Origin of the sequence: Corallococcus silvisoli, assembly GCF_009909145.1 — a bacterium.
Taxonomy (GTDB): domain Bacteria; phylum Myxococcota; class Myxococcia; order Myxococcales; family Myxococcaceae; genus Corallococcus; species Corallococcus silvisoli.
In genome coordinates, this window is the sequence record NZ_JAAAPJ010000018.1 from 22,121 (window position 1) to 44,512 (window position 22,392).

17 protein-coding genes are annotated in these 22,392 nt (G+C 69.6%); 6 read left to right on the plus strand and 11 right to left on the minus strand.

All coding sequences use genetic code 11. The features are described from left to right. Positions 1-75 precede the first annotated feature (75 nt). The 7 genes from GTY96_RS29755 to GTY96_RS29780 form a co-directional block, all read right to left on the minus strand. Positions 76-1,794 (minus strand): DEAD/DEAH box helicase, encoded by a 1,719-nt coding sequence (locus tag GTY96_RS29755; protein ID WP_186002126.1) that lies wholly within the window; start codon positions 1,792-1,794, stop codon positions 76-78. After that, positions 1,761-1,967 carry a hypothetical protein gene (locus GTY96_RS37320; RefSeq protein WP_370456612.1) on the minus strand — a complete coding sequence of 69 codons (207 nt, stop codon included), beginning with the start codon at positions 1,965-1,967 and terminating at the stop codon, positions 1,761-1,763. Before GTY96_RS37320 ends, GTY96_RS29755 begins: the two co-directional genes overlap by 34 nt. Before the next feature lie 25 nt (positions 1,968-1,992). Further along, positions 1,993-2,634: an adventurous gliding motility protein CglE gene (gene cglE / locus GTY96_RS29760; protein WP_143907140.1), complete on the minus strand. Its 642-nt coding sequence runs from the start codon at positions 2,632-2,634 to the stop codon at positions 1,993-1,995. A 115-nt stretch (positions 2,635-2,749) separates the two neighbouring features. Then, positions 2,750-4,702 carry an adventurous gliding motility protein GltG gene (gltG, locus tag GTY96_RS29765; RefSeq protein WP_143907142.1) on the minus strand — a complete coding sequence of 651 codons (1,953 nt, stop codon included), beginning with the start codon at positions 4,700-4,702 and terminating at the stop codon, positions 2,750-2,752. Positions 4,703-4,781: 79 nt separating this feature from the next. Further along, the gene (gene cglF / locus GTY96_RS29770; protein ID WP_143907144.1) at positions 4,782-5,054 is read right to left on the minus strand and encodes an adventurous gliding motility protein CglF; all 273 of its coding nucleotides are present in this window, start codon (positions 5,052-5,054) and stop codon (positions 4,782-4,784) included. Positions 5,055-5,195: 141 nt separating this feature from the next. Then, the gene (gltE, locus tag GTY96_RS29775; RefSeq protein WP_143907146.1) at positions 5,196-6,635 is read right to left on the minus strand and encodes an adventurous gliding motility TPR repeat lipoprotein GltE; all 1,440 of its coding nucleotides are present in this window, start codon (positions 6,633-6,635) and stop codon (positions 5,196-5,198) included. Then, a complete protein-coding gene (locus GTY96_RS29780; protein WP_201756526.1) occupies positions 6,635-10,231 on the minus strand; it encodes a tetratricopeptide repeat protein in 3,597 nt (1,198 codons plus the stop codon). Before GTY96_RS29780 ends, gltE begins: the two co-directional genes overlap by 1 nt. 294 nt (positions 10,232-10,525) lie before the next feature. Here GTY96_RS29780 and GTY96_RS29785 point away from each other — a divergent pair, with 294 nt between their 5' ends. Together GTY96_RS29785 and GTY96_RS29790 are read left to right on the plus strand one after the other, a co-directional pair. After that, positions 10,526-11,179 carry a hypothetical protein gene (locus GTY96_RS29785; RefSeq protein ID WP_143907150.1) on the plus strand — a complete coding sequence of 218 codons (654 nt, stop codon included), beginning with the start codon at positions 10,526-10,528 and terminating at the stop codon, positions 11,177-11,179. Positions 11,180-11,246: 67 nt separating this feature from the next. Next, on the plus strand, positions 11,247-12,203 hold the full coding sequence (locus GTY96_RS29790) for an ATP-binding protein (protein ID WP_143907151.1): 957 nt from the start codon (positions 11,247-11,249) through the stop codon (positions 12,201-12,203). Positions 12,204-12,247: 44 nt separating this feature from the next. Here GTY96_RS29790 and GTY96_RS29795 read toward each other — a convergent pair whose 3' ends face one another. Both GTY96_RS29795 and GTY96_RS29800 read right to left on the minus strand, forming a co-directional pair. Next, entirely contained in the window at positions 12,248-14,836 is a 2,589-nt protein-coding gene (locus GTY96_RS29795) for a N,N-dimethylformamidase beta subunit family domain-containing protein (RefSeq protein WP_161666504.1), read from the minus strand. 164 nt (positions 14,837-15,000) lie between these two features. Then, the gene (locus GTY96_RS29800; protein ID WP_143907156.1) at positions 15,001-16,194 is read right to left on the minus strand and encodes an aspartate kinase; all 1,194 of its coding nucleotides are present in this window, start codon (positions 16,192-16,194) and stop codon (positions 15,001-15,003) included. A 42-nt stretch (positions 16,195-16,236) separates the two neighbouring features. Here GTY96_RS29800 and GTY96_RS29805 point away from each other — a divergent pair, with 42 nt between their 5' ends. The 4 genes from GTY96_RS29805 to GTY96_RS29820 are packed head-to-tail and all read left to right on the plus strand — an operon-like array spanning position 16,237 to position 20,858. After that, entirely contained in the window at positions 16,237-16,980 is a 744-nt protein-coding gene (locus GTY96_RS29805) for an ABC transporter ATP-binding protein (protein WP_186002129.1), read from the plus strand. A 37-nt stretch (positions 16,981-17,017) separates the two neighbouring features. After that, the gene (locus GTY96_RS29810) at positions 17,018-17,821 is read left to right on the plus strand and encodes an ABC transporter permease (RefSeq protein WP_143907158.1); all 804 of its coding nucleotides are present in this window, start codon (positions 17,018-17,020) and stop codon (positions 17,819-17,821) included. A gap of 2 nt (positions 17,822-17,823) precedes the next feature. Next, a complete protein-coding gene (locus GTY96_RS29815) occupies positions 17,824-19,392 on the plus strand; it encodes a GldG family protein (RefSeq protein ID WP_161666505.1) in 1,569 nt (522 codons plus the stop codon). Beyond that, a complete protein-coding gene (locus GTY96_RS29820) occupies positions 19,389-20,858 on the plus strand; it encodes a DUF4340 domain-containing protein (protein ID WP_161666506.1) in 1,470 nt (489 codons plus the stop codon). The genes GTY96_RS29815 and GTY96_RS29820 overlap by 4 nt, the downstream gene beginning before the upstream one ends. A 7-nt stretch (positions 20,859-20,865) precedes the next feature. Here the strand turns inward: GTY96_RS29820 and GTY96_RS29825 are convergent, their stop codons facing one another. Together GTY96_RS29825 and GTY96_RS29830 are read right to left on the minus strand one after the other, a co-directional pair. Beyond that, positions 20,866-21,570: a metallophosphoesterase family protein gene (locus tag GTY96_RS29825; protein ID WP_143907447.1), complete on the minus strand. Its 705-nt coding sequence runs from the start codon at positions 21,568-21,570 to the stop codon at positions 20,866-20,868. Beyond that, positions 21,554-22,378 (minus strand): nucleotidyltransferase, encoded by an 825-nt coding sequence (locus tag GTY96_RS29830; protein ID WP_143907164.1) that lies wholly within the window; start codon positions 22,376-22,378, stop codon positions 21,554-21,556. The genes GTY96_RS29825 and GTY96_RS29830 overlap by 17 nt, the downstream gene beginning before the upstream one ends. Positions 22,379-22,392: the final 14 nt, after the last annotated feature.

The window sequence follows — 22,392 nt, forward strand, 5'->3', positions numbered from 1 at the left end:
AGGGCGCCAGCGGCCGGAGTGTACCGGCCGCGGGCGCCCCCGGGCAATCAAGCAAAACCCGTCAAACGGCGGGAATTATTGGCTTTCTTGCTCGCCAGCCGAGGAGGCATTTTCCGTCGGCGTCGCCGCGGAGTCCGCGTCGTCACCGGCGTCCGACTTGCTGTCCGCGGGGGGCGTGGCGGGGGCTTCCGGAAGGGCCTTGGCCCGCTCCAGACCCGCGCTGTCGTTGAGCTGCGTGTACAGGGCGACGGCCTTGTCCCGCTGCTGCAGCTCCTCCGCGAGCTGCGCGGCGCGGGGCAGGTCCCCGAGCTTCTCGTACAGGGGAAGCGCCTTGTCCTTGCGGCCCGCCTGCGTCCACGTCTCCGCGGCGGCGGCGGTGTCGCCCAGCAGCTCCAGCCAGCGGGCGCGGCCAGCCGGCTTCTGCTCCTGTTCGGCGCGGGCCAGCTCGCGCTGCGCGAGCTCCTTGGCCTCGTCCTCCAGCGTGAGCCGCTGCATGAAGTGGAACGCCTTGGGCGGCGGCAGGGGGCTCAGCACCTCCACGGCCTCGCGCCGCTGGCCCACGGCCACCAGCAGGGTCGCCGCGCCCAGCCGGTCGCCACGCTCCACCAGGGCCTTCACCTCCATGCCCCGGATGCGGTTGGCGCTGGCCATGTCCCGGGCACGCTCGTACGCCTTGCGCGCCAGGGTCAGCTTGTTCGCGCGCTCGTACGCGAGCGCCGCCTGGTCGAACTGACGCGCGCGCTCGTACAGGCGGGCGACGTTCTCGAAGTCGGCCTTGGCGACGTAGTGCTCCATGAGCAGCTCGTACGCACCGGCCTTCTCCAGCGTGGGGCCGATCTGCTCCGCGGGCAGCGTGCCCACGAGCCGGCGGGCCGCGTCGTTGTCCTGGCCGGACAGCGCCGTGCGCAGCGCGCTCTTCAGGTCCCCGCCCGCCTCGAACAGGCGGGTGGCGTCGGCGAAGCCGTTGTTGCGCTCGTGCAGCCGCGCCGCGTCGCGCGTGCGGCCCATGGCCTCCAGCTGCGTCGCCTGCTCCTTCCAGTCGCCCGTCAGCTCCGGCATCGGCGCGCGCTCGGGGCGCTCACCGCGAGGAGGACGCTCGCCACGCTCCGGACGGTCGCCCCGGGGCGGACGCTCGCGCCGCTCACCGGCCGCGCCCGCTTCCGAGCGCTCGCCGCGAGGAGGACGCTCCCCGCGGGGAGGACGCTCGCCACGCTCCCGGCGCTCGCCAGGACCGCCGCGCTCCGGACGGTCGGAGCGCTCGCGGCGCTCCTCGCTCCGGGCAGGCGCCTCGGGCTCCGGCGACGGCTCGCGACCGCTCAGGGCGAAGGCCGACTGGGAACGCTCGGAGTCGCCAGCGGCGCGCCAGACGCGGCCCACCAGCGCCATCACGTCCACCCAGGCCGCGTGCTTCTCCTTCGCGGGATCCACGGCCGGAGCCGCGGGGGCGGCCTCGGCGGGCGCCCCCCCTTCGGCCGGCGCGGCGCCCTCGCCAGCACCTTCCGCGGCCGGAGCCTCGGAGGGAGCGGCGGCTTCCGTCGATGCGGCGGCTTCCGGAGCCGCGGCCTCGGCGCCCGCTTCCGGCAGGGCCGGCTTCGGCTGGCGCTGCACGCGAAGGAGCGTGGTGATGAGGCGACCGCGCGTGTTGAGGTCCAGGTCGTCCAGCGACTTGAGGTTCATGGGCCGCAGCGAGCGGACGATGGCCTCCAGCGGACCCTTTTCGGCGGGGAAGTCGTTCTTGGAGAGCGCCTTCTCCAGCACGCTCAACTCGGCGATGACGCGCTGGCCGGGCCCCACCGGGCCCGCGTCGCGATCACGGCCACGGCCTTCTCCCCGGCCGCGTCCTTCACCCCGGCCACCGCCAGGGCCACCCCGGCCACCGAAGCCGCCCGGTCCATCACGGCGAGGCCCCTGGCCCGGCGCGCCCCCATTCGGACCGCGTCCACCCGGACGCGATCCACCGCTTCCATTCTCCTGAGCCACGTGAATCTCCCGCTAGAACGCGTAGCGAATGTTGGGCGCCACCGCGAACCCGAAGGCGCCCTTGGAGGCGAGGTAGTTCCCCGTGACCTCCAGCCCCACCGAGAAGTGGCGCAGCCGCGTGTAGTACTCCACTCCGGGCCCGGCAAACACAAGAATGTCGGAATCCGGAAGGAGCTTCTTGGGAGAGAACATCGCGTACCCCGCACCCACGCGGGCGTAGATCCAGGTGCGCTTGACCTCCTGGCTGTCGGCGAAGCCCACCAGGCGGGCGCGCAGCACGGCGCCAGGCACCAGCATGGAGAAGTCACCGGAGGCCGCACCCTGCGAATAACCGACATAGTCGGACCCCGCGCGGTTCACGGCCCCCATGAAGAAGACGCCCAGCGACAGGCGCTCCCCCAGGTCGACGCCCAGCTCCACCTGGGCCATCTGTCCGGAGGAGAAGGGCCGAGGCCCCTGGGAAGCAGGCGGGTTGGCGATCCACGACGGGCCGCCGTACACGCCGAAGTACACACCGCGCTCGACCTCGTTGAAGGTCACCGCGGGCCGGTCCTGTGTCGCATTGGAACCGGCACTGGGGGTGTCCTGCGCGCCCGCCATCGCGGGAAGGAGGAACGCGGCGCACAGGGCGAGAGGAGCAAGGACTTTCTGCATGGAAGGCGGCCTGGGGGATGGCGGGAATCCCGCGGGGACGGGAGGCTGAAGTGAAGAAGCGGGCAGCCCTGTCGCCAGGACCGCCCGCGAGAAACTCGGATGTGTTGATTCCAGGTCAGTCACCGGCCTGCTTGAAGATGAACGGATAGGTGACGATCACGGAGCCGCCACCCTTGGGCTCCGGGAACTTCCAGGTGCGCACGCGGCCCGCGACGCAGGTCTCCAGGTCCGAGTTGCCCGCCGTGGACTGCGCGACGTTGGACGTGGCCACCGAGCCGTTGGCGCTGATGATGAACTTCACGGACACCTTGCCGCCCAGCTTGGGGAAGCGGTTGAGCAGGCTCTCGTAGCAGTAGCGGATCTGCCCGCGGTTGCGCTGGATGACCTGGCGGATGAGCTCCTTGTCCAGCGAGCCCATGACCTCCGGATCCGAGGACGTGATGCCCACGTCCACGCTCTGCTTGCCGCCCAGCGTGCCCACGCCGGTGCCGTAGCTGCCGCTGCCGCCACCGCGGCCCTTGGTGCCGATGCCGCCGATGCCAATGCTGTCACCGGTGCCGCCACCGCCGCCGCCGCTGCCGCGCAGCCCCAGGCCGCCGAAGCCGCCCGCGTCGCCCGTCTTGGCGCCGAACATGTTGCCCATGGCGCTCTTGAGCTCGCCGCCCAGGCCCGCCTTGCCGAAGATGGTGGAGATGCCTCCCTTGCCGCCGCCGAAGATCTTGGCGGTGAGGGCGCGCGCCTCGTCCTTCTTGTTCGGGTCGCCCTTGGTCACGGTGCGGGTGTTCGCCTTGGCCGCGTCCTTCTTGCCCATCTGGCCTTCGTCGTTGCGCGACTTCTGGGCGATCTCGCCGGACTTCTTCTCCTTCTGCTGGTTCAGCTTCTCCAGGAACTTGTTCTTCTGGGTCTCGGGGGGCTTGATGATCAGCTTCGCGATGCGCGCGTCATTGCCCGCGAGTTCGTCCGCGTACTCGTCCCCTTCCCCGCTCCGGTTCATGGAGTGGATGACGAACGCGGTGGCGATGAAGAACATCACCAGGAAGATGTTGAGCGCCGTGTAGTCGATGTTCTCGCCCACCGGCACGACGACGCGCTTGGGCACCGGTTGGAACTGCGCCTCCAGCGTGAGGCCGCCCAGGTCCACCCAGAAGAAGTCGTCCGCCTCGAGCGTCAGCGCGTAGGCGTCCCCATCCTGCGAAGCCTTGCCGGACTCCATGACGGCTTCCAGGTCCAGCGTCTCGCCCTTGCGGGTGAGCTCGCCCTTCATCTTGCGCGCGAAGCGCACGCTGAAGCCCTGGCCGTCGGTGCGCAGCACTTCGAACGCGGGGCCGCCCAGCTTGGCGTCGCCCATCACGAAGTCCACGCCCTTGGCGCTGCCCACCGTGAAGCCCTTCTTCGCGCCGGGGGGCACGAAGAACTCGCCCACGCGCTGGTCGCCCCAGAGCAGGCGCAGCGACACGCCCTGCGGGCCGCTGGACTTGGTGCGGCGCACGGTGCGCACGCGCGGCGAGGCCTCCGCTTCCTCCGCGGGGGCCTCCGGCGCACGGGCGGTGGGCGCCACGGCGTTCTTCTGCGTGGGCGCGACGGACGCATCCATCGCCGCGGCGGGCGCGGGCGGCGCGGCGACGGGCGCCGTCACGGCGGGCGCGACCGGAGCGGCCACGGCCTGCGCGATGGCGGCGGCGGGGACCACGGGCGCGACGGTGGGGTTCTTGTCCGTGGGCGCGTCCGCCTGCGCGACGGCGGCGGCCAGGTTCACCGCGGCCACGGCGGCCGGGTTCTCCAGGCGGATGGTGGTGCCGCCCACGCGGATCTCGTCACCGAAGGAGACCTGCCCCTTGTTGACGCGCTTGCCGTTGACGTAGGTGCCTTCGACGCTGCCCATGTCGATGATGGACATGGAGCCGTCGGCCGCGACCTCGATGACGGAGTGGATGCGGCTGACCTTCTCATCCTCCAGGCACAGGTGCGCGGAGGACAGACGGCCAATCTTGATGATGTCGCGCTCGTAGTCCTTGGAGGCGACCAGCGTGTCGCCCTTGAAGACCTTGAGTGTCAGGGGTACGGCCATGGACGGCTCCCGGTAGGCTTTGGCGCTCTTGGACAACGGTGCCGGCGGGAGGTTCCCACCGTCAGTGCGTGGTGGCGGATTACAGCTCGCCCACGGACTGCATCACCTTGTCCTCGAAGTCTTCGCGGATGCGGATGAGGTTGGAGTGCTTCACGGTCTTGCGCGCCTCGACGTACTCGCCATCCGGCTTCGTGAGGTCACCCTCGATGGTGTCGTCCTCGAAGTCGACGTTGGTCGTCTTCTGCATCTTGGCGCCACCACCCGCACCACCGCCCTGCGCCTTGCCGCCCTCGTCCTGGGCGAAAGCCGGGGCCACCGACAGCGTCACGCACAGCATCAGCCACTTCCGCATCCTGCCTCCACGTGGGGCCACGTCCCGGGCCCACTGGTGTTTCCGCATGGCGGCCCCCGCATGACGCGCGAGGGGACCGCAAGGTTCGCATCTTCCCGAGCCGCACCGCCAGCGTGAAGCCACTGGCGGGCGTCTCCCACATCACAGCAGGTCGTCCGAAGGTTCCTCGGAGTCCGCCGGCGCTGCATTCTTCTGGGCAGGCGCCGTCTGGGTGCCGCCCGCGGGGGTGGCCTGCGGCTGCTTGCCGGTGGCGGCCGCCGGGGTGGCCTGCGGAGCGGTGCCGGTCCCCGTGCCGGAAGCGGGCGTCGCGGCGTTGGGCGCGGGCGCGCCCTTCTGCTTCGCCTCCTCGGCCTTCATCGCGGCCTGCTGCTGGGCCTGGAGCGCCTCCATCTGCTTGGCCTGGTCCTCCGCGGCCTTCGCCTCGCGCTTGGCCTGCACGATGCTGTCCGCCTCGCGCATCAGGCCAAAGACGGGGGCCTCCGCGTGGAGCGCGACCTCGCCGCCCGCCAGGGCGATGTACTTCTTGTACAGCTCCACCGCGCGCTCGGGGGCGTCCTTCACCTTGTGCAGGATGATGCCGCGGTTGAGGTACGTGGCGCCCAGGTCCGGGTTGAGCTTCTCCGCCTCGTCGTACTCCTGCATGGCCTTGTCGAACTGGCCCTGGCCCTTGAGCGCGATGCCCAGGTCCACGTGCGCGGCGGCGTTCTTGCCATCCGCCTGGAGGATGCGGCGCAGGTGCTCCTCCGCGCCGGGGAAGTCCTCCGCGTTGAGCGCCAGCTGGGCCAGCTCCACGTGCGACGGCACGTAGTCCGCCTTCGCCTCCAGCGCGCTCTTGAACTGCAGGCGCGCGCCCTCGGTGTCGCCCTCCTTCAGCAGGATGAGGCCCACGGCGTGGTGCAGCTCCGGATCCGCGCCGTCCAGCTTCACCGCGCGCAGCGCGACCAGCTTCGCCATCGCCAGCTGCTTGCGCTCCAGGTAGCTGCGGATCATCACCTTCAAGGCGTTGGTGTTCATCGGGTCGCGCATGAGCGCGGCGCGAGACAGCTCCATCGCCTTGTCGTGGTCGTTGTTCTGCCGGTAGATCTCCGCCAGGCGTGCGCGCGAGCCGGCGTCGTCCGGGTAGCGGGTGAGCACGTCCTGGTAGAGCGCCACCGCGCCGGCCACGTCGCCGCCGTTCTGGCGCATGATGGCCAGGTTGTCCGACGCCTGCCGCAGGGACGGCTTCTTGGTGAGCGCGGACGCGTAGCGCGCCTTCGCCTCGTCGGGCTTGCCCATGCGCTCGGCGATGACGCCCAGGTTGTACTCGGCCTCCGCGAGGTTCTGGTCCGCCTCCAGGGCGGCCTTGAACTTGCGCTCCAGCGACGGGTAGTCGAACGCCTTGGCCTTCTTCTGCGCGTCGAAGGACTTCACCGCGTCATCGAACAGCAGCATGGCGCGGTTGGAGATGGACACCGGGCCCGTGGGGGCGGCGACGGGCTTCGCCACCGGCGGCGGGGCCGCGGTCTGGGTGGTGGAGCAGCCGACGGCGGTCAGCGCCAGCGTGGCCAGCAGGAGGGGGCGGAACGAGTGCGTGCGGTTCATTAGAGGAAGTCCTCCGGCTCCTGATCATCAACGGTCTTCTTGGGGGCGTTGCCGTCCTTGGCCGCGGCGGCGGGCTTGGCCAGCTCGGACTCGGTCTGCTGGCGCAGCTGATTGGTGAGCGCCGACAGGTCCTCGTTGAGCGCCTCGCTCTTGGCCAGCTTCTCCGGTTCGGCCTTGGCGACCGGGGGCGGGATGTCCTGCACGGCGGCCAGCACGTCACCCCCCAGCACCAGCTGCTTGTTCTTCAGCGCCACCTTCTCCTCCAGCACCTCCGGGTACCGGTCCGGCGCGTAGGTGTTGCGGAGGATCTTCAGGCTCGCCGCGGCGCAGTCGTTGAACACGCCCAGCTCACGGCTCTTGGCCACCGCGCCGGAGAAGGCCTCCGTGGCCTTGTCCTTGAGCGGCTGCGCCTGGTTGCTGAACTCGTCGCGCAGCGCCTGCTGCGACTCCTCGTCCAGGCCGCGCGGCATGGGCGCGTTCACCACCAGGTCGGCCATGTGGTCGTACGCGAGGCCAATGCGCTGCAGCGCGCAGATGGCCGGATCCGGGGCGCCCAGGGCCACCGTCTGCACGTACTTCTTCTGCACGACCTCCAGCGCGCGGCCCTTGTCGGCCAGCGAGCCCTTGAAGCGCTCCGGCGACGGCGGCACGCCCCAGTACAGCTTCAGGCGCTTGAACTCGTTCCAGTCCGGCTCGATGGCCAGCAGGTTCGCCTGCGCGGCGGCGGCCAGCGCGGGCTTCTCCAGCGTGGTCTGCTGCCGGCGGGGCAGCTGGTCGAAGTAGTCGAAGATGCGCTTGTTCATGCGCCGCACGTCGTTCGTCTTCTTCATCTTCGCGTAGATGTCGACGATGCGGCCTTCCGCCATCAGGAACTTGCTGGAGGAGCGCATGTTGTCGCGCTCGTACTCCTCCAGCAGCTTGATGGCCTTCATGTAGACGCCCTGCTTCACGTGCAGGTCCACGATGGAGAGGAACACGTCCTCGGCGTCCTTCGACTTGGGCCACAGCTCCAGGTAGTGCTCGCGGTTCTTGAGCGCGGCCTTCAGCTGGCCCAGGCCCTCGCGGTAGGTGGCCGCGTTGAACAGGGCGATCTGCGCCTTGGACTCGTCCCACTTCTGCACCACGCCGGGCTTCGCGGGCGCGTCGTCGTTGGCGGCCTGCTTCGCCTTGGCGTGCTTGCCGCCCTTCGCCTTGGACTTCGCCGCGGGGGAGCCGCCCTTCTCGCTCAGGTTGCGCTCATAGCCGCGCACGTAGAGTTCGTAGGTGCCCGCCGCGTCCTCGAAGTCGCCGATGGCCTCCAGCGCCTCCGCGTTCGCGTAGATGGAGTCCGGTACGTACTTGGACCGGGGGTACTCCGCGAACAGGCGCTTGCGGACCTCGATGGCCTTGTCCAGGCTCTTCGCCTTGTAATAGTCGACGGACGCGTTGTAGAGCGCCAGGTCCGCGATCTCCGTCTGCGGGAAGTCGTGGACGAAGTTCAGGTATGCCTCGGCCGCCTTGGAGAACTCCTTCTTCTCCTCCAGTTGGCTGACCAGCTTGAACGACGACTGCTCGATGAGCTTCGCCAGGTCGTCGCGGAACTTGCCGGTGGCCAGCTTGTCGTTGGCGTAGAAGCGGCGGGCCCACTCGTTCACCTTCGCGAAGTCGCCCAGCAGGTTGTACGAGTCCAGGATGAGGTTGGCGGCGATCTCCCCGGCGCGCTGGCCGTCCTCGAACTTGTACTCGGGGTAGCCGAGCGCGATCTCGCTGAAGCGCAGCACCGCTTCGTCGAAGTGGTTGTGGCGGTAGTAGATGTTGGCCGCCTTGAAGGCGATCTCCACGCGCTTGTCGCCCTTGGGGACGTACTTGAGGTAGCGCTCGCACGCGTCGAGCAGCGACTTCTTCAGCGTGGGGATGGCGATCTTCTTCGTGATGTCCGTGCCCGCCGACTCGCTCTTGGCCTCGCCGCGCGCCTCGGCCGCCTTGACGACCTCGTCATAGGCGAGGACGGCGTTGTAGGAGGCGTTGGTCAGCCACTTGCCCGGCTTGCCCGGCTTGGGCTTGCCCTTGTCGTCCTTGGCCTCCAGCACCTTGGCGTCCTGGAGGACGACGAGCGTGTAGTTGGCGGCCGCCTTGTCGAAGTTCTGGAGGCTGTCGTTGAGGAGCTCCGCCCAGAAGAAGCGCAGGTCGTACGCCTTGGGGTTCTCCGGGAAGAGCGTGAGGTAGTCGCTGTACACGGCGTCCGCGTACTTGAACGTCTCCTCGTTGCGCGTCTTCTTGCCCTCGTTGTGCCAGGTGACGGCGAGGTTGGAGAGCGTGCGCTCGGACAGCTCCTTCGCCTCGTCGAGCGCCTTCTTGTCCTTGTCGTCCTTGATGACGCCAGAGGACTCCACGTCCTTCATGATCTTCACGAGCCGGCGCACCTGGGCCACGGTGCGCTCCTTGTTGCCCATGCGCAGGATGCAGTCGACGATCTTCCCCTGGAAGCCCGGGGCCTCCGGCGACAGCGGCTTCTCCTTGATCAGCGCGTTGAAGGTGATGGCCGCTTCGCGGTCCTTGCCGTCGCCGTAGTAGAGGTTCGCGAGCTGCTTCATCATCGCGAAGCGGTCCTCTGGATTGGTGGCGACCTTGCTGAAGTCCGCGCGGGCCTGCGTCACGTCACCCTCGCGGGCGAACGCGCGCACGTAGTCCGCGCGCGCTTCACGCACGAGCGACCCCTTCGCCTTGGACTTGCCGTCCTTCTCCACGGCGGCGGCGCCCGCCAGTTCGCCGTAGAGGACCACGGTCTTGTACTTGTCCTTCGCGGACTCGTACTCGCCCATGTTGAAGTAGCACCAGCCCTGCTTGTAGAGGGCGAAGGCGTAGACCTGATTCTCCGGGTACTCGGCCGCCTTCTTGTACGCGGCGAGCGCCTTCTCCAGCTCCGGGCGCTTGCCCTTGGAGTTGTTGAAGTAGTACTCGCCGAAGGCGAAGTACGCGTCCGGGAGGTACTTGGACTGCGGGTACTTCTCCACGAGGCGCTTGAACGCGACGAGCGCCTTCTTGTCCTGGCCGTCCTCCATCAGGTACTGGCCGAGGAAGAAGAGCACTTCGTCCGTGCGCTCGAACTTCGGGTACTCCTGGACGATCTTCGTGTACTGCTCCACGGCGTACTTGCCGTTCTCCTTCACCTTCGCCATCAACTCCGCCTTCTCCGCCTTGGCCTTCTGCTGGCCCGCGGCGTCGTTGCGGTTCATGGCGACGATGAGCTCGTCATCCTTCCGGTTGGCTTCGAAGAAGAAGAACTTCGACTCCTCCCAGTAGAGCTCGCCCAGGCGGAACAGCAGGCTGGGGGCTTCCTTCTGATCCGGAGACAGCGAGATGATCTTCTTCAGCGATTCGATCTGCTCGCGGCGCTTCGAGGCGACCTGCACCTCCACGCCCAGGCGGAACTGATCATACTGAAGCGCGGGAGCGGCCTGCTGGGCTTCCTTCGGGCGCGTGATGTCGCCAGCGAGGGACTTGTCCACGGTGGTGGTGGACTTCTTGCCCAGGTCAGCGTCGCGCAGTGCTTTCTTCTCCTGGGCCGAAGCCATGGAAGTCAGGAGAACGAGGCAAACGAGTAGCGAGCGGCGCATGGTCTTCCTAGGAGCGAGGAACCGGCGTCCACGGATGCCTGCTTGCTTGGCAAGTGTCCGGGAATCTTCGGGAATTTCCATGAGGGGACCCGCACTATGCGCGGTTTCCGCAAGGCGGGTCAACTTGGACGGACGGACCTTTGGTCCGTTGGAAAGCAAGCGGGAAAACTTCAATTTCGCTGTGCGCCCGAGGGCACTCCGGCCAGCGAGAGGAAGGTTGCACTGTTGGACCCAGGGGGTATGGGAGGCTGACGGCCGGATGTCTGGCCGCCCTGTCTGGAGCTTTCGCGGATCATGAGCCTTCTGCCGGAGAGCGCCAGCTTCGCGGAGCTGGTGCAGGACTACTTCCTCGCGGTGCGAGGCGCGGGGCTGATGCTGTCCGCGCTGGACACGGAGCTGGTCATCGCGTGGGCGCAGGAGGGCGTGCCCTTCGAGGTGGTGGCGCGGGGCATCTCGCGCTCGGCGGAGAAGGCGCTGTGGGACGCGCGTCCCGGTGAGCCGGTGCTGCGTTCGCTGCGTTCATGCCGGCGGCAGGTGGAGACGGAGATCCGCAAGTACCGCGACCTGTCCGCGGGCCAGGGTGAAGAGCCCCCCTCCACCGCCGCGAAGAAGCGCCCCGCGCGGTCGTGGGAGGAGGTCCGCCACGCGCGCCTGTGCTCGGCGCTCCGTGCCTTGACGGAGCGTGAGGCCGCCCTCGCGCCCCGGGTGCACCGGCTGCTGGACACGGTGCTCGGGAGCGTGCCGCGCGAGCCCGCGGCGATGGATCAGCAGGAGACCTGGGCGCTGCTGGCGCTCCTGCGCGCCCTGCCCTTCGCGGAGCGACGCACGGTGTGGCGCGATGCGCGCACCGGTGAACAGCAGCTGATGACGGCGCGGGCGCGGCGCGTGGCCCGGCGTTTCCGGCTGCAGGCGGCCGTCAGACGGCGGCTGGACATGAAGGAGACCTGAGGGGTTGGCCGAACCCCGGACGCCTGAACGAAAGAGCAGCATACTGACGGCCACGGGGCGCGGTGGTATGGCTGGGCTTGCGATGGCTGCCAAGGCGAACGGCGAGGCGTGTGGGCAGTGCGGCGGGCGGACGTACCTCATCGAGCGGCGCGGGGAGCTTGCGTCGGCGCGGGTGTGTACGTGCTCGGAGGACTGCCCGGTGTGCGGCGGGCGCGGTCACATCCTGGTGCAGAAGGAAGGGACCTTCAGCACGAAGGTGGGCGCCCGGACGTACGAAGTGCTGGAGCCGTGCGTGTGCACGCTGCGGCGCACGCGGGTCGCGCTCTACAACGACGTGCAGATGCCGGGGGTCATGGCGCACGCGTCGTTCGACAACTACCGCCCCTTCAACGAGGCCCAGGACCGGGGCCGGGGCGTGGCGATGCACTTCGCCCACCAGTACGTGAAGGGCGCCACCAACAAGGGCTACGTGCTGAGCGGGCCGGTGGGGACGGGCAAGACGCACCTGCTGGCGGCGACGCTCGCGCACCTGGTGCTGGAGATGGGCGTGCGGGCCCGGTACGTGGAGATCTCCCTCCTGTACGCGACCATCCGGCGCGGCTTCCAGGACGGCAAGAGCGGCGGAGAGATCATCGGGCCGCTGTCGGAGGTCGAGGTGCTGGCCATCGACGAGCTGGGCAAGGGGCGTGGCAGTCCGTTCGAGATGGAGACGCTCGATGAGCTGATCGCCCGGCGCTACAACGCGGGGCGCACGACGCTCTTCGCGACGAACTACTCGCTGGAGCCCGAGCGCAAGGGCACGCGGAGCAGCGCGCCCACGGGCTACCGCACCACGGATGACGCGAGGTCCGCGATGAAGGACGCGGAGCTGCTGCGCGAGCGCGTGGGCGAGCGCATCTACAGCCGGCTGTGCGAGATGTGCACCTTCGTGGAGCTGCCGCGCGACACCCCGGACCGGCGGCGCACGCGGCAGGAGATGGACGCCCCGCCGCCGCTGGGCGGGATGCGCAACCCGGGGCGTTGATCCGCGGCGTCCGCCGTGGAGCCGCGTCCTTTCGGGCGGACACCTCAGCGCTTGATGGCGCGGATCAGCGAGTTGCCGGCGTCCGCCACGTAGAGGGTGCCCTCCGGCCCCACCGCGAGCCCCGCGGGGAGCACCAGCTGGGCCTCCTTGCCTGCGCCATCCTCGGCGCCATAACGGCCGCTGCCCGCGAGCGTGGTCAGCTTCCGCGGCTCACCCGCCGCGTCGAAGACGAGCCGGCGCACGCGGTAGTTGCCGGGGTCGGAGATCGCGAGCGAACCATCCGTCAGCAGCGCCAGGCCCAGATACGGCATGAGCTGGGCGTCCCTCGCGTCTCCGTCGCTGAAGCCGGGCGTCGAGCCCGTCATCACGCGGGTGACGCCGTCGCGCACGCGCACCACCCGGGCCATCCCGCTCTCCACCACGTACGTGGTGCCATCCGCCGCCTGCGCCACCGCGGAGGGCCGGTAGAGCCAGTCGCCGGGGAGGGTCGTCACCGGATTGCCGGGCGTCACCATGTCGATGCGGCGGATGACGCCGTTGTTCAGGTCCGCCACGAGCAGCGCCGTGCCATCCGCGGTGAAAGACAGGCCCGCGGGCTGGTTGAAGGTCGCATCGTGCGCGGGGCCATCCTGATAGCCAGGGGTGCTGCCCGCGAACACGTCCGCCCGGCCCTCGGGGGTGATGCGCCGGATGAGCGCGTTCTCTGTGTCGGACACGTAGAGGTTGCCCAGCGCGTCCGCGGCGAGGCCCATGGGGCCGGAGAGCCCGGTGAGGATCGTGCGGACCTGTCCGCCCACAGCCACGCGCTTGACGGCGTTGCCCAGCGCGTCCGCCACCGCCCAGCCGCCGTCCGGCAACACGGCGACCGCGAGCGGTGCGCCCAGCGCATCCGGCGCCACCTTGCTGTCCGAGTGGCAGCGCTTGCCAGGGGTCCCCGCCACCGTCTGCACGGACTGCGCGAAGGGCCCCTGGGCCGCGGGGGCCGCGGGGGGCTGGAACCGCACCAGGTCCGCCGGCACCTTCTGGCCCAGCGCCTTGTAGAGCACGTTGGCCACGATACGGGCCGCGCGTGGATCCGCCTCGCGCTCCGTCACCCCGGCCAGCTTCTGCACGAAGTCGATGCCGCCCGCCGAGAACACGTACGCGTCCCCCTGCTTGCGCACGACCATGTGAGAGAAGCCAAAGCCACCCTGGAGCGAGAGCGCCGGGGACTCGGCGAGCACGTCCACGCCAGCGGGCTGGCGGCCGTTGTCCACCAGTTGGTCCATCTCGTAGCCGTTCGCCATCCACAGCGTGTCCCCTGCCTTGAGGCCCGTGCCCGCGAGGGCCCAGTGGTCCGGGCGGGTGATGACGGAGGGAAAGGGCCACTGGTGCCAGCGCGCCGCGAACTGCACGCCCAGCAGCGCGTTCTCCGGACGGGGCGCGGGCAGGTCGCGGAACTTCACCGTCCTGCGCTGGTCCTTGTAGGGGTCCTCGGGCGCGCCCTTGTAGCAGGTGACGATCCGGCGCGGCCGTCCGTCCGCCGAGGGCTCGAAGCGCACCTGCCAGTAGGCGTTGTTCGCGCCCAGGTTGAGGACGGACCGGCCCTCGGAGAGCGCGCGGTCCGCGAAGTCGCGCTGCCGGGATGACCAGTACTCATCGTGGCCGGACATCACGAACACCTTCGCGCCCCGCAGGACATCGTAGGTTTCGTCCAGGTCCTCGTCGGTGAAGTAGCCCACGTCCAGGTCCTGGGACTCCAGCCACGTCACGAGGCTGAGGTCGTCCGTCATCAGGTGCCCTGCCCCCTGCCCCCGGTAGAAGGGCCGGTCATACGAGGACTGGAAGGCGCGCGAGACACCATGCGCCTTCATCACGCCCTGCTGATCATCGTAGAGGCTGGTGCCGCCCCAGGTGTTGTAGGCCGCCCAGGTGGCGGTGGGGATGAGCACCGCCACTTCCGAGCGAGGGTTGGCGTCGCGAACGAAGAAGGGCACGTAGCGTGAGGGCCGGTCGTCACGCACGAGCTTCACCACGTACACGCCGCGGACCCAGTCCTCCCGGATGGGGATGTCGAGCGTGGGCGACCAGCCACAGGCGATGATGCCCGTCGTCGGATCCACCGGACAGTCCGGCTGCCGGGTGCCTTGCACCGGGCCGCCGCGCGCGACCTCGCGGGCTCCCGTGCCGCCGTAGTAGCCCATGCGGTAGACGAACCAGGAGAACTTCCGCGCCTCCGACAAGGAAACCGCCACCCGCAGCGACTCACCCGGCTTCACGGTGGACTGGAGGGCGTAGCCTTCAATCTCCCGGCTGTTGGCGTTCTTGTCGATGCGCCAGCTGGTGGTGCCCTTCCTCTGGTTCTCCCGGCGCACCGCGTCCGCGTCACGCGCGGGCAGCGCCAAGCCCCCGTCCGGCAGCGTGCCAGCATCCGATTCGTCTTCCGGCATGCCCGCGTCGTATTCGGGAACGACGACGCCACCGTCAGAGCCGGCCCACACACCCCCGCCGTCATGGCTGAGGGGTGGCTCATCGTGGCGGTCGCCGGGCGGAGGCGTTCCAGGCGCCGGGCCGGAGTCCTTGCATCCGGTGGCGCCCGTCGCCAGGAGCGCCAACACCACCCCCAGCCCCATCCACCCATGCCCGTGTCGCATGCCCGACCCTCCCCGGTGTTCAGGAACGGAGGGTAGGCATCGACTTCAGGGAGGGAAGCGCCCTCCCCTGATAGGGAACCGGCGTTCGACAGTTGATGGCCGCCTGCCCCCCAGTGCGGCGCGCAAGTCACCGGATCAACGAAGGTCCGGCGGCGCCGCGGATGTCAGCTGCCCAGCAGTTCGCGGTGCAGGCGGGCCGTCAACGTCTTGAGGTGGGTCTTGTCGACCAGGAGCGTCACCTGGAGCGGCGAGGTGCTCACGGCGTGCACCTGGGCGGACAGGTCCTCGGCCGCGGACAGGGCCTTGCGCAGCGGCACCCAGTCCGCGTTGAGCCCCACACCCACACAGGTGACGGTGCCCCATGTGTCCCGCCACTCCACCGCCGCGCCGAACCGCGTGGCCAGCTCGCGCTGGAGCGCCTCCGGGCCGTGCACATCCGCGAGCGGCACCGCGAGGAACGCGCGCCCCTGCGCACCCGGCAGGGCGTCATGGGCCAGCGTGCGGCCGCGCACCGCGCGCGCGTCCAGGAACTCCAGCAGCTCTTGCAAGGGCACGCTGGCGTGGGCGACGAGCACGGCCATCTCCGCGTCGGCCGTCACGCCCTTGACGCGGCTGTCGGTGGGCACGGCCAGCTCCTGCACGCGGGTGCCGGTGCCCTGACCGTGCGCGGTGCGCGCGAGGATGGTGATGCCGCGCGACTTGGCCCACTCCACGGCCTGGGCGTTGAGCACCTTGGCTCCGGCGCTCGCCAGCTCCTGCATCTCGTCGTAGCTCAGCGACTCCAGCTTGCGCGCGTCCGGCACGACGCGCGGATCCGCGCTGAAGACGCCGTCCACGTCCGAGTAGATTTCACAGGCCTCCGCCTCCAGCGCCGCCGCCAGCGCGACCGCGGTGGTGTCCGAGCCGCCGCGCCCCAGCGTCGTCACCTCCTTCTTGTAGGAGACGCCCTGGTAGCCCGCGACGATGACGACCTTGCCGTTGGCCAGCTCGTCCTGGATGCGATACGGCCGCACCTCCACGATGCGCGCCTGCGCGTGCGCGTCGTTGGTGATGATGCCGCTCTGGCTGCCGGTGAAGCTGATGGCCGGCACGCCCTGCTCCTGGAGCGCCATGGACAGGAGCGCCATGGAGATGCGCTCGCCGCAGGTCAGGAGCATGTCCAGTTCACGCCGGGGCGGATCCTGGGACACGCCCTTGGCCAGCGCCAGCAGGTCGTCCGTGGTGTCGCCCATGGCGCTGACCACGACCACGACCTGGTACCCCGCGTCCCGCTTCTGCTTCACGCGACGGGCGACCTTGCCCAGCTTCTCCGCATCAGCGACCGATGAGCCGCCGTACTTCTGCACCACGATTGGCATCCACGCCTCGCTTCCCGGGCAGTGTAGAGTTCACCCCCGCGCATGCCAATCACCGAGAAGCCCATCATCGAGGTGCGCAACCTCACCCGGCGCTACCGCGATCGCGTGGCCATCGAGGACCTGTCCTTCACCGTGGGTGAGGGGGAGCTGCTGGGCTTCCTCGGGCCCAACGGCGCGGGCAAGTCCACCACGATGAAGATCCTCACCGGCTTCCTGCCGCCCTCCGAGGGCAGCGCGAAGGTGGCGGGCTTCGACGTGTCCACGCACCCGATGGAGGTCAAACGGCGCATCGGGTACCTGCCAGAGACACCCCCGCTGTATCCGGAGCTGACGGTGCACGGCTACCTGGCGTTCGTGGCCGCGCTCAAGCAGCTGCCCGGCCGCGCCGTGAAGGCGGAGGTGGAGCGGGTGGCGGGGCTCACCGGCGTGAGCGACGTGCTGGGCCGCGTGCTCCAGAACCTGTCCAAGGGCTTCCAGCAGCGCGTGGGCATCGCGCAGGCGCTCATCGGGTCACCGCCGGTGCTCATCCTCGACGAGCCCACAGAGGGCCTGGATCCCGCGCAGCGCGCGGACCTGCGGGCACTGATTCGCGGCCTGTCGGGGAAGCACACGGTGCTGCTCTCCACGCACATCCTCCCGGAGGTGACCGTGACGTGCGAGAAGGTGCTCATCCTCCACCAGGGCCGCGTGGTGGCCCATGACGCCATCGACCGGCTGGCGAAGTCCCATGGCCAGGCGGAGCACGCGTCGCTGGAAGAAGTCTTCATCAAGCTGACCGCCGCCTGACGGCCGCGCCCTCCCCCTCCCCAAGGAACCTCCGCGCATGCGCACCGCCCTGGCCATTGCCCGCAAGGAACTGGCCGTCGCCTTCACCACCCCGTGGGCCTATGCCGTGTTCACGGCCATGGCGGCGCTGTCGTCGTTCTTCTTCGTCAGCCTGCTGGAGCAGTTCCAGCAGGTGCAGTCCCTGGCGCGCGAGCACGGCTGGAGCCGGCTGCCTCCGGACTCCATCGTCTATCGCAACCTCACCGACGGCGTGGTGGTGCAGCTGTGGGGCGTGGTGCTGATCATCACGCTCTTCGTCGCGCCCTTCCTGTCCATGCGCCTGTTCGCGGAGGAGAAGCGCCAGAAGACGTTCGCGCTGCTCCTGACGACGCCGGTGCGGCCGGTGGACATCGTGCTGGGCAAGTACCTGGGCGGGCTGGGGCTCATCTTCGTGACGCTGGGGCTGACGCTGGTGTTCCCGGTGCTCCTGTCCGTGGTGGGCTCGGGCGTATCCGGGCCCGCGCTCGAGTGGCCCACGGTGCTCCTGGGCTACGGCGCGGTGTTGCTCTGGGGCGCCACCTGCATGGCGGTGGGGCTGTTCATCTCCGCGCTCACGGAGAGCCAGATGCTCGCGGCCTTCCTCACCTTCACCGTGCTGCTGCCGTGGATGCTCCTGCGGGGCGTGGCCCAGTCCACCGCGGAGCCCCTGCGCTCGTTCCTGAGCTACCTGTCCTTCGATACCCAGTTGCAGGGCATGATCCAGGGCGTCCTGGAAGTGCAGGCGCTGGTGTTCTTCGCGTCCGTCATCCTGTTCTCGCTGCTGCTCACCCACCGCGCGGTGGAAGCGCAGCGCTACGCGTGACCATGAGAGCGACCCACGTCACCCGGGTGCTGGGGGCCTTTGGCCTGCTGCTCCTGCTGTCCAGCCCGTTCACGCTGTTCCTCACCTCCGGCAGCGTGGCGCTCGCGGGAGGCAAGGCCGTGCTGGGCGCGGCGATGCTCGCGGCGTACGTCGTCACGCACCGCCAGGAGCTGAGGCGCGCGGGCTCGCGCCGCACGGGCCGGTTCCTCGCGTCCACGGTGCTCACCACGCTGGGCGTGCTGGGCGTGCTGGTGGCGCTCAACGTCATCGCCTTCCAGAAGAACCGGCGGTGGGACCTGACGCGGGAGCGCATCTTCTCGCTCGCGCCCCAGACGCTCCAGACGCTCGCGCGCCTGAAGGAGCGGGCGCACGCGCTGGCGCTCATCCCGCCCACGCACCCGTCCTATGGCGAGCTGGAGGAGCTGTTCCGGCGCTACCACGAGGCGGCACCGGACACGTTCGACTTCGCCTTCGTGGATCCGCGCCGCGAGCCGTCCCTGGCCGCGAAGTACCAGCTCAAGGAAGGCCAGACGCTAGTCGTCGTGTCCCGCGGCGAGGGTGACGCCGCGCCGCACACCCCGCTGCCGATTCCTTCCGAGCAGGAGCTGACCAACGCCCTGATCCAGCTGGGCGCGGCGGGCACGCAGAAGGTGTACTTCGTCGAGGGGCACGGCGAGTGGCCCCTGGAGACACCGCAGGGCCCCCAGGGTCCTGGCGACGGACTGTCGGAGCTCCGGCGCCAGTTGCTGCGTGAAGGCTATCGCCCCGAACCCCTCAACCTCCTGGGCCTGAAGGAGGTGCCTCGCGACGCGGGGCTGCTGGTCATCGCGGGAGCGAAGGAGGACTACACGGCGCCGGAGGTGGCGGCCCTCCGCACCTACCTGGGCGAGGGCGGCCGGCTGCTGTACTTCACCGACGTGAACACGGCGGACGGCCTGGGCCTGTTCCTCGCGGACTACGGCATCCAGGTGGACGAAGGCGTGGCGGCGGACTCGCAGTTCAACTCGGGCAACCCGTTCGTCCTCGTGTCCAACTTCTACGGCAAGCACGTCATCACCCGCCCCCTCCAGGAGCGCGGGTTCAACGTGCAGCTGCCCACCGTGCGCAGCTTCACGCTGTTCCGCGAGGGCTTCCTGCCCGGGGTGGCGGTGGAGCCCGTGCTGCTGAGCTCGCCCTATGCCTGGGTGGAGACGAAGCCCCAGGAGGACACCACGCCGTCCGACGGCGAGAAGATGGGGCAGCTCACGCTCGTGGCCGCCGCGACCCGGGACACGCGCGGCGCGGAAGCCCGACGCTTCGACGAGGCACGGCTGGTGGCGGTGGGGGATTCGGAGCTGCTGCTGGATCCGAACTGGGGCCATGAGGCCAACCGCAACCTGGTGATGAATGCCCTGGGCTGGGCCTCCCATCAGGTGGAGAAGATCACCCTGCGCCCGCCCGACCGGGAGACCTCCACCCTGGAGCTGAGCGAGGACCAGATGCGGACGCTGCGCTTCGTCTCCACCGACCTGCTCCCGCTGTCGCTGCTGGGGGTGGGGCTGGCCGTCTGGCTGTCGCGGAGGAACCGGTGAGGCCCTTCGCCGGGGTGCTGCTGGGCTTCGTGGCCGTGTGGCCCCTGGCGTGTTCACGCGAAGCGGAGAAGCCCCCACCACCGCCCAGGCTCTTCGCGACGGAGCCCGTGGAAGCAGTGCGCGGCCCGGCGCCTTCGGCGGCGCCCGTCTTCACCCACCTGACGGTGAAGGCCCGGGGCGCCACCACAGAGCTGGAACACACCCCGGAGGGCTGGCGGCTCGTGGCCCCCGTGGAGGCGAAGGCGGATCCGTACGCGGTGGAGGCCCTGGTTCAACAGCTCACCTCGGCGAAGTTCAAGGCCACGGTGAATGCCTCGCCGTCGGACGCAGACCTGAGGAAGTACGGCCTTGCGTCGCCGGCCTTCACCGTGACCGCGCGGGCCTACCTTCCGGACTCGAACGGCGAAGGCGCGGACACCCCAGCCCGGCAGCGCACGGTGACGTTGGCTGGCGGGGATGAGAACCCCTTCGATGGCTCCGTCTACGTGCGCCGTGAGGGAGATGCGACCGTCTACGCGGCGGACGGCGCCGTGCGGTACTCGCTCGACAAGGGCCCCTTCGAGCTGCGCGCCAAGGAGTTCCTGGGGCCGCTGGACGTCGCGTCGCTCCAGTCCATCGAGGTCACGGCGAAGGGCCACGCGTACGTGCTGACGCGCGAAGTGGACGGCAAGGCGTGGCGGATGGACAAGCCGGAGAAGACCCGCGCGAACGCCGGCCGCCTGGCGGAGCTGCTCAAGGAGTTCGCGGGCCAGCAGGCCCTGTCGTTCCCCGAGGACACCGCCGCCCAGCGCAAGGCCCTGGGCCTGGACACCCCGGTCGTGGATGCGCGCTTCGTCCCCTCTTCCGGCGAGCCCATCCGCGTGCGGCTGGCCCAGGTGACGCGAGAGGGAACTCCCACGGTCCATGCCCTGCGCGAGCAGGGCACGCAGGCCACGCTGGCGGAGGTGGATGCGCGCGCGCTGACGACGCTGGATGTTGGCGTGCAGGAGCTGAAGGACCGGCGCGTGCTCGCGTTCCCACGCGAGGCCGTGCGGCGCATGGAGTTCCACCCCGGGGGCAAGGCGGCCCCCGTGGTGGTGTCTCGCGGCGCGGAAGGCGGCGATGCGTGGAAGGTGGAGGGGCCTGACGGAGGCCGCGCCCTGCACTTCCGCGTGGTGAAGCTCCTGGGCAGGCTGGAGACCTTGAGAGCCGCCGCGTTTGGCGAAGCGAATGTGAAGCGCTGGGAGCGCTACGGCATCCGCGACGCGTTCCGGGGCGTCGTGCTCCGGGACGCGGAGGGGCGCGAGCTGGCGCGGCTGTGGCTGGGCGACGCGGTCCCCGGCGAGGAAGAACGGCTCTACGCGCGCGGCTCCGGCCCGGACCTGGTGGAGCTGTCCGCGAGCGCGGTCGAGGATCTGCCCACGCACGCCGCGGATCTTCAGGAGGCGCCGCCCGGGGGCCCCGACGCCGGAGCCCCCGCGCCCTGAAGGAGCGCTACACCTCCAACAGGGCGAAGCGCTGCTCGGGCGTGAACTTGGTGAGCAGCGGCATGGCCACGTTGAGCACCGGGATGCCGCTCTTCGTCTTGCCTTCGCGCGCGCCGTGGTGCGCGTGGCCGTGGAAGACATAGGCCGCGCCATAGTGGTCGATGGGCATCGACAGGCGGCTCGTCCCCAGGAAGGGGCGGATCTCGATGTTCTCCCCCTCCAGCGTCTCCGGGATGGGGGCGTAGTGCATGATCACGACCTTCTTGGGCGTGTCCAGGTGGCTGAGCGCCGCCTCCAGCTTGAGCGACTCCGTGACGGCCTCCTGCACGAAGGACTTCGTCTGCCCCTCGCCGAACGCCTGCAACGTCGCGTTGCCGAAGCCACCGCCGAAGCCCTTCACGCCCGCGACGCCCAGCACCTTCTCGAAGATGAAATGGTCGCCGTCGAGGATGTGCACACCGACCTTGGAGAGCTCCGAGCAGATGTCCTTCACCTGCCCGTGGTCATAGTCGTGGTTGCCCAGCACCGCCGCGCACGGGACTCGCAGGGCCGACAGCTCCTCGGCCAGCACCTTGCCTTCTTCAATCATCCCGCGATCCGTCAGGTCCCCGCACAGCAACAGCAGGTCCGCCGAGGCGTTCACCTGCTTGATGAGCTGACGGAAGCGCCCGTGCTGGTCGTCCCGGCAATGCAGGTCACCGACCGCCGCCAGCCGTATCTTCGAGCTCGGATCTCGCGCCACGTGTTCCCCCCTCGGGTCTTTCCTGCTCGTCCCACGCCCGGCCGTCCCCAAATCCCCAGTGGTGGATGTCCACGTGGTAGTTCACCTTGGACACGAGGTTGCCGCGGCACAGGCGCTCATCCCAACCGCCGTCGCGCACGGTCTGGAGCGTGCGCCCCATCAGCTCCGTCATCACGAAGTTGGGCACGATGTCGCGCTCGCTGGGATAGGCGAAGCGGAACATCATCAGGTGGCTGAGGAGCACCTCCCAATAGCGGTCGAACCGCCGGAGGATGCGCTCCCAGTCCATCTCCCGCCCCGCCTTGAGGATGAGGTGGTTGATGTCCGCGCCGTCGTAGCGCTCCCGCTCGGTGACGAAGGCCTTGGACCAGATCATCTCCTCGGCCGGCGCGATGAGGCACTCGTAGCCGAAGATGGTGGCCTTCTTCGCGTGGGTGAACCACTCGTCGTCCACCGTCGCCACGCCGTTGCCGGAGGAGAAGATGAAGTCGACGAAGTAGTCGCCCTTGAAGGCCTTGTAGAGCCACACCTCGTCGGGGCGCTCGGTGCGCCACCCATCCTTCTCCAGCACGGCCAGGGCCCGGATGGCGTCCCGCTTGCGGGGGAACAGGTCCAGGTCCTTCGTGTCGCGATAGATGCCGGTATAGGTGGCGTAGGCATACGCCCCCCCCACCACGAACGGGATCCCGGCCTCATGGAGCAGGCCGACGGCTCTGGCCCGGGCGTTGATCTCGTCCGGAGCACGCTCCCGCTCGGCCAGCGTGGCGTCCGTACCCATCTCCCCGGGATGGT